This is a genomic window from Halochromatium sp. (assembly GCF_054919635.1).
Genome location: NZ_JBUDPI010000078.1, coordinates 1 through 12,610, shown reverse-complemented (window position 1 = coordinate 12,610; position 12,610 = coordinate 1). Strand labels below are relative to the sequence as shown.

The window sequence follows — 12,610 nt, the reverse complement described above, 5'->3', positions numbered from 1 at the left end:
GCTCGACTGCGCCCAGCGCCACCTCGAGTCGGTTCGCGATCAGATTCCCGACTCGACACCCCTGCATATTGCCGAGTTCATCGATGCCCACCTCTTGATGCTCACGGATTCGGCGCTGGTTGATGCGACGCGTGATCTCATCCGCGACCGCAGCATCAATGCCAGTTGGGCGCTGCAGATCCAGCGCGACACCCTGGTCGAGGTCTTCGATGCGATGGGTGATGCGTATCTGCGCACGCGGCGCGATGACGTCGACCATGTCGTGCGCCAGATCCAGGTCTTCTTGAGCGGTCAGCCGACGGCACAATCGATCGCGGCAAGCGATCTCAAGGACCGGGTCATCGTCGCCGATGATCTGACCCCAGCCGATACCATCCTGCTGCGCCATCGCGGTATCAGCGCCTTCGTCATCGAGCACGGCGGCCCGATGTCGCACACCGCGATCCTGGCCCGCAGCCTCGATATCCCGGCGGTGATGGGCGTGCACAACGCCACCCATCTGCTGCGCCAAGACGAGCTGCTGGTGGTCAATGCCGAGAGCGGGACCGTGCTGGCCGGTGCCGATGAGAGCATCCTGGCACACTATCGCAAGCGTTTGGTCAGTGTCGACCAACGTCGTCATCGGCTGCGAGAGCTGGTGCGCGAGCCCTCGACCACCCGTGATGGCGTGCCGGTGGTCTTGCTGGCCAATCTGGAGCTGCCCGAGGACGTTGAAGCCGTGCGCTCCAGTGGCGCCTCTGGCGTCGGACTCTACCGCACGGAGTTCCTATTTCTGAATCGGATCGGACTGCCAGATGAAGAAGAGCATCTGGAAACCTATCTGGCGGTGATGCGCGGGCTTGATGGTATCCCGCTCACCATCCGCACCCTCGATCTGGGCATGGACAAGCAGGTCGATGGGATTACCGGTGCTGCCGGCAATCTGACCAATCCCGCACTCGGGCTCAGGGCGATTCGCCTTTGTCTGCGCGAGCCAGCCCTATTTGTGCCGCAGCTGCGTGCGATCCTGCGCGCATCGGCGCACGGCCCCGTGCGGCTCATGCTGCCGATGATCTCGACCATTGCCGAGGTCGAAACCGTGTTGGGTATGGTCGCCGAGACCCGGCGCACCCTGCGCCGTCAGGGTCTGGCGTTCGATCCACTGATGCCGGTTGGTGCGATGATCGAGGTTCCAGCCGCTGCTCTCTGCGCAGGCGGCATCGCGAAGCGTGTCGACTTCCTCTCGATCGGGACCAACGACCTGATCCAATACACCTTGGCGATCGACCGCGTCGACGACACCGTCAACTATCTCTACGAGCCGCTGCACCCTGCCGTGCTCCGACTGATCCGGATAACGCTCAGTCGCGCTGCGGAATCGCGCACGCGCGTGAGCATGTGTGGCGAGATGGCCGGTGATCCGCGCTACACGGCTGTATTGCTGGGCCTTGGTCTCCGCGAGATGAGCATGCAGCCGGCCTCGCTGCTCGAGGTGAAGGAGATCGTGCGCGGCTGCGACGTCGGGCGTATCAGCAACCGAATGGATCAGCTCATGGATCGTCTCGACGACCTGACGCCAGCGCAGCTTCTGGAGGCCGTTAACGAGGTTGCAAACGACTAGGCACCGGGACCAGCACTGGGGGCCAGCACTGGGCCCGCACAGGGCTCATCGGCGACCTCCGTAGCCGATCCTAAGGATCTGAATCGAGCAATCCGGTGCTGATCCAATCCCGCAGCAATGGCTGCGTCCGATCTCGCCGGCCTGTCACGAGCAGCGACGAGCGGCCACGAGCAGCCTTAGTTCCTCCCCTCGCGATCGCTGTGGAATTCTCGCTACACTGAGGGTCTCGCCGCGGCTCTAAGGCCGCATCGCCGCCGCCCTGTTGCTGACCGAGACCCGCCGCATGACCGAGTCCATCGAGAACCATCCGGAGGCTGACCGCATCGATCTGCTCCACCAGGTGTTGGAGAGCGGCTCCGTGCGCAAGGCCACGCGGATGCTCAATGCGCTGCATCCGGCTGAGATCGCTCATGTGCTGCAGTCGCTGCCGCCGCCGCAGCGCAAGCTCGTCTGGCAGATGGTGGATGATGCCGCCGAGGGTGAAGTGCTGCTCTATCTCAACGATGACGTGCGTGATGAGATCATCCGTGGCATGGACGCGACCGAGATCCTGGCGGCCGCCGAGGGTCTCGACGTCGATGACCTGGCCGACCTGGTCCAGGACCTGCCGGCAACGGTCACCTCGGAGGTCTTGAGCTCGCTAGACGAGCAGCGTCGCGAGCGCCTCGAGACCGCGCTCAGTTATCCCGAGGATAGCGCCGGCGGGCTGATGAATCCGGATATGGTCACGGTGCGCCCGGAGGTGACCCTCGATGTGGTCCAGCGCTATCTGCGGCGGCGCAAGGATGGGCTCCCTGAGCTGACCGACAACCTGATCGTGGTGAGCCGCCAAGGCCGCTATCTTGGCGTGCTCTACCTCACCGACCTGCTCACCAACGACCCCGATGCGTCGGTCGCCGAGGTCATGACCCTCGACGTCCAGCCGATCGCGGCCGAGACCACGGCGCGCGAGGTCGCCAACCGATTCGAGCAGCTCGACCTGATCTCAGCGCCGGTGACCGATCCGGACGGCCGGGTGCTCGGGCGTATCACCGTTGATGATGTAATGGACGTGATTCGAGAAGAGGCCGAGCATCAGTTCCTCGGTCATGCGGGTCTCAGCGAAGGCGAGGACATGTTTGCACCGGTGCTGCTCAGCGCCCGCCGGCGTGCGGTCTGGCTCGGCATCAACCTGATGACCGCCTTTCTCGCGGCCTGGGTCATTGGCCTGTTTGAGGCCACCATCGAGAAGGTGGTCGCGCTTGCTGTCTTGATGCCGGTCGTCGCCAGTATGGGCGGCATCGCCGGCACCCAGACCCTGACCCTCGCCATCCGGGGCATCGCGCTCGGGCAGCTCTCGGCGAAGAACATCCACTGGCTGGTCTCTAAGGAGATGGCCGTTGCCGTGCTCAACGGTCTGCTCTGGGCGCTGGTGGTGGCTGGCATCGCTTTGCTCTGGTTCGGTAGCAGCAGCATCGCCTTGATTATTGCCGCCGCTATCGTCCTCAACGTCCTTGCGGCGGCGCTCTCCGGTGCCTTGCTGCCGTTGATGCTCGATCGCTTTGGTATCGACCCCGCGCTCGCCGGCGGCGTCATCCTCACCACTGTCACCGACGTCGTCGGCTTTCTCAGCTTCTTGGGGCTGGCGACGCTGTTTCTGCTTTGAGTCTTGTTGTTGAGGCTGTCAGACGATGTTACGACTGATTTCTGGATTGCTCGGCCTGGTCTTGCTGTTGGTCATCGGGCTAGCTGCGATCCTCCTGCTGATGCGCGATTCAGCGCCGAGCCTGCAGCCGATGCCGGAGATCAGTGCCGAGCAGCGTCGTCAAGGCAAGGAGCTGCTGCATCAGCGATTGCTGGACGGGGTCGGGGCTGGCGGCAGTCCTGATGGCGAGCCGGTCGCGATCACCCCGGCGGATCTCGATATCCTCGCGGTCCTTCTGACCGAGCAGATCCAAGACAGCCGCTTGCGGATTGGTCTGGGCGAAGGCAGCGCGGATGTCCAGATCGCCTTGCCCTTACCACCTGAGGTAGGGGGCTGGCTGAATTTGAGCGCGCTGCTCGTTGCGCCCAATGGCGTGCTCGACATCGAGCGCGTCGAGCTTGGCGGTCTGCCCGTTCCGGCCGCCATCGCCGAGCTGATGATGGATCAGGCATTGGCGGCCTTCGATGTCTCGACGCTGCCCACCGGCATCGAGCTCTCTGCAGAGGCTGTCCGGTTGCAGCCCGGTGTGCAGCCCAGCGGGCCGCCCGGTGCAGAAGGTGTCGGCAGCGGTGATCCATTGGCTGCGGTTCTGGCTGGAGGCGAGAAGGCCCGAGTGCTTGCTGCGCAACGCCGTCTGGCAGGTTTGGATCTGCTGCAGAGGGATCGGCAGCCGCTGAATGCCGCTGAGCTACTGTCAGCCCTGATCGCCACGGCGCCCGCCGATTCGGCCGATGCCGTGGCCGAGAACCGGGCTGCGATCCTGGCGCTCGCGGCCTATGTAAACGGACGCAGCCTGCCAGACCCGAGCGGCGCCGAGCCTCCGCCTCCGATCGCGGTGCGGATGCGTGGTCGCGATGATATCCCGCAGCACTTCTTCACCTCGGCCGCCCTGCTGCTGCAAGCCGGGAGCGGCTTGGCCAATCTCATTGGCTTGGCAAAAGAGCTCGATGATGCCAGCACGACCAGCGGCTTCAACTTCGCAGACCTTGCAGCCAATCAGGCTGGCAACCGTTTCGCCGAGCTCGCCACCGCTGACGCGCGTAGTGCAGGTCAAATCCAGCAGATGGCGCGGGCTGGTCTCAGCGAGGACGACATCATGCCAGCCGTCGACTGGCTGCCGGAGAGCATGTCGCGGGCGACCTTCGAGCGCGATTTCGGGGGCCGCGACAGCCTGGCCTATCGCATTGTGGTCGATGAGATCGCACGTCGGGTCGAGGCCCTGCCGGTCGTTACTGCGGTGAAAGATTCCAGCTGATCCGCTACACTGAGCGTCTTTTCCCCGCTTGGCGCGACGCTGGATCAACCGGACGTCGCCGTTAACTGGAGGCTTCCATGGCCGCAGCAGAAGACCTGATCGCCCCGTCCATCCTATCCGCCGACTTCGCGCGTCTTGGCGAAGAGGTCGACAACGTGCTCGCCGCGGGCGCCGATATCGTCCACTTCGACGTGATGGACAACCATTACGTGCCTAATCTCACCATCGGGCCGCTGATCTGCGATGCGTTGCGCAAGCATGGGGTGACGGCGCCGATCGACGTGCACCTGATGGTCAAGCCGGTGGACCGGATCATCCCGGACTTCGCCAAGGCCGGCGCCACCTATATCACCTTCCATCCCGAGGCCAGCGAGCACGTCGACCGCACCCTACAGCTGATCAAGGCCGAGGGCTGCAAGGCCGGCTTGGTGTTCAATCCGGCCACGTCGTTGGACTATCTGAAGTACGAGCTCGACAAGGTCGACATGGTGCTGCTGATGTCCGTGAACCCTGGCTTTGGCGGCCAGAGCTTCATCCCATCGGCGCTGGACAAGCTGCGCGAGGCGCGGGCAATGATCGAAGCCAGCGGCCGCGACATCCGGCTCGAGATCGATGGTGGCGTCAAGGTCGACAACATCGCCGAGATCAAGGCGGCGGGCGCCGATACCTTTGTTTCCGGCTCTGGTATCTTCGGCAAGGGTCAAGACAGCGACCCGAACCGGTACGACGGTATCATCCGCCAGATGCGCGAGGCCCTCGCAGGCGCTGGACGCTGACAGCGCTCGCGCCCTCCTCCGATTGATCGCTCGCCCTCGGCAACGCCCTCATGCAGTACCCCTTCCGTCCCGGCATGGTCCTGATCGATCTGGATGGCACGCTGGTCGACAGCGTGCCGGACCTGACCTACTGCATCGATGAGATGATGACGCGATTGGGGCGTCCGCCGCATGGTGAGGCTGCCGTGCGCCAATGGGTGGGTAACGGGGTGGAGCGGCTGGTCGCACGCGCACTGACCGGCGCGCTTGATGGCGAGCCACAGGCCGCCGACTTCGAGCGTGCGCTGCCGATCTTCCTCGACCTCTACGCCGAGCAGACCTCGGCCCGCTCCGGGCTCTATCCGGGCGTGCGCGAGGGCCTCGAGCTGCTGAGCGCCCGCCATTACCGGCTAGGCTGTGTCACCAACAAGGCGGCACGCTTCACCGAGCCCTTGCTGGCGGCGGTCGGCATCCGTGATGCCTTCGAGCTAGTGATCAGTGGTGATACGCTGCCTGAGAAGAAGCCAAGTCCTGTGCCGCTGCTGCATGCCGCGGCGCACTTCGGTGTCGAGCCGGCCGCGGCGCTGATGCTCGGCGATTCGGTCAGCGATGTGAAGGCGGCTCGGGCCGCTGGCTTCGGCATCATCTGCGTCAGCTACGGCTACAATCACGGTGACGATATCCGCACCGCCGAGCCCGATGCGGTGATCGACTCCTTCACCGAGCTTAGCGCGTTGCTGGCCGATTAACAGGACGAGGCAGCCGCCGTTGCTCAGGTCATTCCAACAACCAGGCCCCAGGCATCTGACCTCAACCTTCCATAGGCCCAAGGCCCTGGAGCTTGATGCGGCTGGGGTAGATGGCTCCAGTGCTGAAGCAGCAGGCCGATGGCGCAGCTCGACCGCTGCGCTCGAGCCCGCCCTTGGTTTCCGCATCCTATGGAGTCCGCCCGATGACCCCCGACAATCTCCACGCCCTTGCTGCTCAGGGCCATAATCGCATCCCGCTCATCTGCGAGGTCCTCGCCGATCTCGACACCCCGCTCAGCTGCTATCTGAAGCTCGCCGACGCCCCCTATAGCTATCTCTTCGAGTCCGTCCAGGGCGGCGAGAAATGGGGCCGCTATTCGATCATCGGGCTGCCTTGCCGCACGGTGCTGAAGGTCCATGGCCACCGCATCCTGATCGAGCGCGACGGCACCCTGATCGAGGAGGCCGAGGCCGCTGATCCGCTGGCCTGGATCGAGGCCTTCCAGCAGCGCTTCAAGGTCGCAGAGCATCTAGGCATGCCACGTTTTGCCGGTGGCCTGGTCGGCTACTTCGGCTACGACACCGTGCGCTATATCGAGCCAAGGCTCGACCCCTGCCCGAGCCCCGACACCATGGACACCCCGGACATCCTGCTGATGGTGTCGGAAGAGGTCGTGGTCTTCGATAACCTGCAAGGGCGGATGTACATCATCGTCCACCTGGACCCGCTCGCCGGCGACACCCTCGACTCTGGGCAGCGCCGCATCGATGCGCTGGTGCGACGCATGCAGCGCGGCGCCCCACGCGATCCGACCGCCGGTGGTCGTCATATCGACGAGACCGATTTCGTCTCCGGCTTCACCGAGGCCGGCTACAAGCGAGCGGTCGAGCGCATCAAGGACTACATCCTCGAGGGCGATTGCATGCAGGTGGTGCTCTCGCAGCGCCTGTCGATCCCCTATCAGGCCCGCCCGCTCGATCTCTATCGGGCGCTGCGCGGGCTCAATCCCTCGCCCTACATGTATTTTCTGAACCTGGGCGCGTTCCAGATCGTCGGCTCCTCGCCCGAGATCCTGACCCGGCTCGAGGATGGCCTGGTCACGGTGCGCCCGATCGCCGGCACCCGTCGCCGCGGCTATACCGAGGATGAGGACCGGGCGCTCGAGCAGGAGCTGCTCGACGACCCCAAGGAGCTCGCCGAGCATCTGATGCTGATCGATCTCGGCCGCAACGACTGCGGTCGTGTCGCCGAGATCGGCAGCGTCATGCTCACCGACCGGATGATCGTCGAGCGCTACTCGCATGTGATGCACATCGTCAGCAACGTCACCGGTCAGCTCAAGCCGGGCATGAGCGCGATGGATGTGCTACGTGCGACATTCCCGGCCGGGACCGTCTCTGGCGCGCCCAAGATCCGGGCGATGGAGATCATCGACGAGCTCGAGCCGATCAAGCGTGGCATCTACTCGGGCGCGGTCGGCTATCTCGCCTTCAACGGCAACATGGACACCGCCATCGCCATCCGCACCGCAGTGATCAAGGATGGTCAACTGCACATTCAGGCCGGCGCCGGCGTGGTTGCCGACTCGGTGCCGGACCTGGAATGGAAGGAGACGATGAACAAGGGCCGCGCGATCTTCCGCGCCGTCGCCATGGCCGAGGCCGGCATCGAGCGCCAGCCCTGTGTCGCCGGTGCGACTGCGGCGGCGGAGGAAGACGCCGAGTCATCAAGGTGCTGACGCGGTCGTCGGTTTACCGCTAGCCGCGCTGTTATCTCGCTCGCTCGATGTCGCGCAGCGGTTGCCGTTTAGCATTTCAAGGCCGTCGCCGCCCTAGGCATTGGGCGGTGCCCCGGCCGCTGCAGACCAACTTTCCACTCTGATCATAGGCGCTGTAAGCGATTGGTACGCTGCCCCGGCCGCTGCAGCCGTAATAGAGCTGGACGCTCCAAGTAGTGGCGTTGCGTTTATTTAAGCGACAGTTGCGACAACCGCGGTTGTCTGAGACCACCTTGCCGATGCGCGCACTGACCGGTGGCGCGATGGTGACGATGTGGCGCACTCGGTCGCCGTGGTAGCCACCGGCGGGGGAAATGACCAGATTGCCCTGGCAGGCTCCGCTGAGCGCGTAGGTGCCCGCGCCGCGCGGCGCCTTGGCGACCGAGGGCGTTGCTCCCGACCTTGACGCTGGCTTCGACTGCTGCTTCGACCCTGGCTCCGGTTTCGGCTTCGGCCGACAGGGCTCGAGCGCCTTGGCCAAGCGCTGCCGAAGCGGTCCGAGGTCATCGCCAGATGCGCCAGCAAGCTCGCGCTCGGCGGCCTTCAGGCGAGTGCAGCCGGTGCCGGCGGCGTCGACCAATCGAGTCAATCGTTCGCGCACCGCGCAGCGGGCGAGCTTGGCCTTCAGGGTTTGCCGGGCTTGCGCGAATGCGCCGCTCGCGTTTTGTCCGAGCTCTTCCGACAGGGTGCGCAGTGTGTCGCAGTTAGTGCCTGCCGCAGTAATTCGTTGCTCGAAGGCACTGGCTTGGGCACAGACAGCCTGTTCGGCATCGACCCTGGCGCGGATATCGACGAAGCGCAGGTTATCGCGCCAGCGCTCCAGCGCCTGATCAAGCGCTGCCACGGCGGCACAATCGTCTTGCGCCTGGACAAATCGGGCCTCCAGTTCCGTCAATGCCGAGCATTGGCTGCTAGCCTCTTCCACGCGCAGGATAAGCGCCTCGAACGGTGGGTCGGCATGACCTTGACGCCTGATGATCTCGCGCAGTGAGGCCAGCTCGACACAGTCACCCTGGGCCTCGGCTAGGCGTGTCGTCAACTGGTCCGCGAGGGCGCAGCGCTCGAGCCCGGCGTCGATCTCGGCGATCAGTGCAGCGAGCGGCGCGCGCCGGGGATCGAGCCTGACGAGCGAGCTCGGCAGTGCGCTCGCGTGCAGGGTGACGTCGCCTTCCGCAATGGTCTTGGCATTGGGTTTTGTGCCGCCGGTACTGGTGTCGGTACTGACGCTGGTGCTGGCACGCGCATTGGCACGCGCAGCGATGCGCTGGCCAAGCTCGCGCTCGAGTGCGCGCAGTGCGCCGCAGTCGCCGTTTGCTTGTGCAACGCGCGGCTGCAGCTCGGCGCTTATCGCGCAGGCTGCCGCGGCCGTCGCGATTGCTCCGATCGGCTCGGCGACCGGATAGCGAGTACGATCTTTCGCGTTCATCTCTAGCTCGGCCTCCAGCTCGCCCTCCACCTCTCGGGCGAGGGCCAAGAGGCCATTGCAATCGTTGTCGTCGAGCGCGCGCCTTCGCGCGTGCAGATCCTCGGCGAGTGCGCAACGGGCTTGCAGCGGGCTCAAACGCGCCTGGAGCGCATCGAATGGCGGCAGGCTTGTATCCTGATAGGCCAGTGCGTCGGCAATGTTGGGCAGAGCGGAACAGTCCTCGTGCGCGGTGCTGAGCAGCGTCTCAAGCTCCTCGGCATCGGCGCATCGATTCAGCTCGCGCTCGGTATCAAATCGGATCTCGGGGAAGCGCTCGCCGTCTGGATCGATGCGTGCCAAACGCGCCTGCAAGGCTTGCAACATTGCCGTGGGCTCGCACTGTGCCGCTAGGCCGGCGGCCAGCTCGGCAGCCAGCGTTGCCTGCAGCCGCTGCTGATGCCAGTGCCAGGCGCCAAGCCCGAGTACGACGGCGAGCATCAGCATCACCGTAGCGCCGAGCAAGCGCGGCAGGCGTCCGCGCCAAGCCGGTGGCTTGCTCGGGCGTTCGGCGATGGGCTTGGCGTCCCGACTTCCACGACGCGGCGGCTCTAAACCCCAGTAGGTCAGCACTGGCTCGCCGGCAACCAGATAGATGCAGCTCGGGTGCGGATAACGCGCGGCCTGTCGGAGCAAGGCGATGTTCGCTGCCTCCGCCGCTGAGGCGGCGTCAGCGCTGGCATCGAGTTCGTCGGCTAGCCGGTGCAGACTGGCCAAGCGATCGGACACCAACGCGAGGATCTGAGCGCGTTCCGGGTCGGGCAGCACCTCGAATGGGATCGGCTCTCCGGCAAGGTCGCTGTACCACTCGATCCGCCCAGGTTCTTCGTCAACCAGATGTGCGCGCGCGAACAGTGAGGCAGTGACCGGCGGCAGATGTCGGCGCACCAACATGCGCAGTGCCCCGACATGGCTCCAGAGCGCCGCCGCCTCGGTTTGCTGCGGCTCGAGCGCGGGATACAGCAGACTCGCAATGCGGGTAGTGTCCATGGGGCGCGTGTCCTGTCTGGTTGGCTGTCGGGATTCTAAGGCCATTTCTCTCGAGGCTCATACCGCCTTGCTTGTCTTTTCGCTCGTCTTCTGCGTCGCATCGCCGGTCACAGTGCCCGGCGATGCTTCCGACGATACTCCTTGAAGGCAAACGAAAATCCTGCGCCATTCAGGTCGAGCTTGCCCGACAATCGCCTACACCCGCCAACGCAAACTGACTGCACTTATCTCTTACAAGAGGCCAGAACTACTGATGGACAGCCATGAACACAGATAGCAGAAACGGGATCCGCGTGAGCGCATATCGCCAATCCCGTCTTGCTGACAGTCGTTGTGCGCTTCTGCTACTGTTCGGAGGTAAATCAGGTGAATAGGGTCGATTCAGGCATGGATATGAGGTTTCGACATCGAGCGCTGCTCTTGACCGCTTGCTTTGGGCTGATGCTGCTGACGGGTCTTCGCGCAGACGCGGCTCAGGAGCGCGAGGCGCTCAAGCAGCCGAACAAAACCAGCCTTTACGAGCGTGTATTGACGCGCCCGGGGGCGAGCCTCGTGCAGCAGCCGGGCGCCGCTGCCGGTGAGCTGATCGACGCCTTTAGCCGTTACTACGTGTACGGGCGGCAAGAGCAAGGCGAGCGCAGCTGGCTTGAGGTCGGCGTCGACGCTCAAGGCGAGGTACGCGGTTGGGTCGACCAAGCGCAGACCGTGCCCTGGCGCCAACAGCTGGCGGTGGCCTTCACCAATCCGGCCGCCAACCGCGAGCGCACCCTGTTCTTCGCTGACTGGGCGAGCCTCGAGGCGCTGATGGCGGCGGAAGATCCCGGCTCAGAGATACGGCCGCTGACCCAACGCATCATCGAGGGCGAGACCGATGAGCGCGTGGTGGCGATCGAGCCGGATCGGCCTATCGACATCAATGAGCGTTTCTACCTGCTGCCGATCCTCGGCTACGAAGAGTTCTTCTCCGATGCTGGCCACCTGATGCGGGGCCTCAAGGTCGCGTCCGTGACCAAGACAGAGCTGCCTGCCGTCACTGAGCCAAGCGCTGATTCGAGCTCCGCATCGCGCTCAAGTTCATCCCAAGCGGCGCCCACAGCCTCAGCGACGCCGACCTCTGCTACTGCAACAGCCGAGACAGAAGTCCGCAAGCTGATGCCGTTTCGCGCGGCGGTCGTGTTCGTGATCGACTCGACCATCTCGATGCAAGCCTACATCGACGAGGCGCGGCAGGCGGTGCGCAAGGTCTACGAACGCATCGAGGGCTCCGATCTGCTCGACCGGGTCGCCTTTGGCCTGGTCGCCTTCCGCGCCGAGAGCGCGGACCCGACCCGCGCCAAGCAGCTCGAGTACGTGGCGCGTCTGTTTGTCGATCCCGCAGAGGTCAGCTCGGCGGAGGATTTTCTTGGCAAGGCGCGTCAGCTGAACGAGGCAGCGGTGACCACAGACCGCTTCGACGAAGATCCCTACGCAGGCGTGCAGCTTGCGCTCGACGAGATCCCCTGGTCGCAGTTCGGTGCGCGTTACCTAGTACTGATCACCGACGCCGGCGCACTGGAGGGTGACGCATCGACCACGGGCCTGCGCGCGGAGCAGGTGCGCTCGGCAGCTGCGGCGGAAAACGTCGCCATCTTCGTGCTGCATCTGAAGACGCCTCAGGGCGCAGGTAACCACGCGAGCGCGGAAACCCAATACCGGACGTTGTCGGCGAATCCTGCGATACAGGAGTCGCTCTATCTTCCGGTCGAAACCGGTTCCTCGAAGCGCTTCAAGCAGCAAGTCGATGCGCTTGCCGGTGCGGTCGTCGGCCAAATCGAGCGCGCCATGATCAGCGAGGCGGAGGGCTCGGCGCCCGTCGCCGCCAAGCCTGCGGCAGCGACGCCGGCCTCCGATTTGCCAGCCGTGGGCTCCGAGGAAGACGCTGAGGCCGAGCGCATTCGCCGCTTGGTCGACAGCCTCGGTCATGCGATGCAGCTGGCCTATCTTGGGCGCAAGGAGCGCACTGCGGCGCCACAGGTCTTCGAGGGCTGGATCAGTGATCGCGACCTCGCCAATCCCACCCTGCGCACCGTCGATGCCCGCCTGCTGCTGACCGACTCGGCCAGTCGCGAGCGCCTGATCGCCGGCGCCTTCAAGTCGCAGACCGACGACGGCACGGGCATCGTGCTGCAGGCCTTCGAGGCCGTGCTCAAGGCCGAGCCGGCCGAGCACGCCGTGCGCACCGCGCTGAAGAAAGTGCCCGCCCCGGTCAACGTCGACGCCCTGTGCAAGAAGGCCGTCGCCGCCGGCGTGATCACCGAAGAACAGGCCGCGGATCTCAAGCGGGCCCAGGAGCTCAGC

8 protein-coding genes are annotated in these 12,610 nt (G+C 64.9%); 7 read left to right on the top strand and 1 reads right to left on the bottom strand.

Going from position 1 to position 12,610, the window contains the following annotated elements; genetic code table 11:
* The 6 genes from ptsP to trpE all read left to right on the top strand — a co-directional run.
* Positions 1–1,600 (top strand): phosphoenolpyruvate--protein phosphotransferase (gene ptsP, locus ACY693_RS06950; RefSeq protein WP_462321104.1); only part of this gene is annotated, 1,600 nt, incomplete at its 5' end.
* Positions 1,601–1,883: 283 nt separating this feature from the next.
* Positions 1,884–3,245 carry a magnesium transporter gene (gene mgtE / locus ACY693_RS06945; RefSeq protein ID WP_462321103.1) on the top strand — a complete coding sequence of 454 codons (1,362 nt, stop codon included), beginning with the start codon at positions 1,884–1,886 and terminating at the stop codon, positions 3,243–3,245.
* A gap of 25 nt (positions 3,246–3,270) precedes the next feature.
* A complete protein-coding gene (locus ACY693_RS06940) occupies positions 3,271–4,539 on the top strand; it encodes a hypothetical protein (protein ID WP_462321102.1) in 1,269 nt (422 codons plus the stop codon).
* A 77-nt stretch (positions 4,540–4,616) separates the two neighbouring features.
* Positions 4,617–5,315, top strand: a complete 699-nt coding sequence (gene rpe / locus ACY693_RS06935; RefSeq protein WP_462321101.1) for a ribulose-phosphate 3-epimerase — start codon at positions 4,617–4,619, stop codon at positions 5,313–5,315.
* Positions 5,316–5,365: 50 nt separating this feature from the next.
* Positions 5,366–6,043: a phosphoglycolate phosphatase gene (locus tag ACY693_RS06930; RefSeq protein WP_462321100.1), complete on the top strand. Its 678-nt coding sequence runs from the start codon at positions 5,366–5,368 to the stop codon at positions 6,041–6,043.
* 203 nt (positions 6,044–6,246) lie between these two features.
* Positions 6,247–7,782: an anthranilate synthase component I gene (gene trpE, locus ACY693_RS06925; protein WP_462321099.1), complete on the top strand. Its 1,536-nt coding sequence runs from the start codon at positions 6,247–6,249 to the stop codon at positions 7,780–7,782.
* 76 nt (positions 7,783–7,858) lie between these two features.
* On the opposite strand, the gene ACY693_RS06920 is transcribed toward trpE, so the two are convergent.
* Positions 7,859–10,273 (bottom strand): hypothetical protein, encoded by a 2,415-nt coding sequence (locus tag ACY693_RS06920; protein WP_462321098.1) that lies wholly within the window; start codon positions 10,271–10,273, stop codon positions 7,859–7,861.
* Between the two features lie 366 nt (positions 10,274–10,639).
* Between ACY693_RS06920 and ACY693_RS06915 the strand changes: the two genes are divergently transcribed.
* Positions 10,640–12,610, top strand: a 1,971-nt coding sequence (locus ACY693_RS06915; RefSeq protein ID WP_462321097.1) for a vWA domain-containing protein, incomplete at its 3' end; no start/stop codon positions are given.

Coding starts and splice junctions, on each gene's coding strand:
- mgtE (WP_462321103.1), top strand. CDS start 1,884: ATGACCGAGTCCATCGAGAACCATCCGGAGGCTGACCGCATCGATCTG.
- ACY693_RS06940 (WP_462321102.1), top strand. CDS start 3,271: ATGTTACGACTGATTTCTGGATTGCTCGGCCTGGTCTTGCTGTTGGTC.
- rpe (WP_462321101.1), top strand. CDS start 4,617: ATGGCCGCAGCAGAAGACCTGATCGCCCCGTCCATCCTATCCGCCGAC.
- ACY693_RS06930 (WP_462321100.1), top strand. CDS start 5,366: ATGCAGTACCCCTTCCGTCCCGGCATGGTCCTGATCGATCTGGATGGC.
- trpE (WP_462321099.1), top strand. CDS start 6,247: ATGACCCCCGACAATCTCCACGCCCTTGCTGCTCAGGGCCATAATCGC.
- ACY693_RS06920 (WP_462321098.1), bottom strand. CDS start 10,273: ATGGACACTACCCGCATTGCGAGTCTGCTGTATCCCGCGCTCGAGCCG.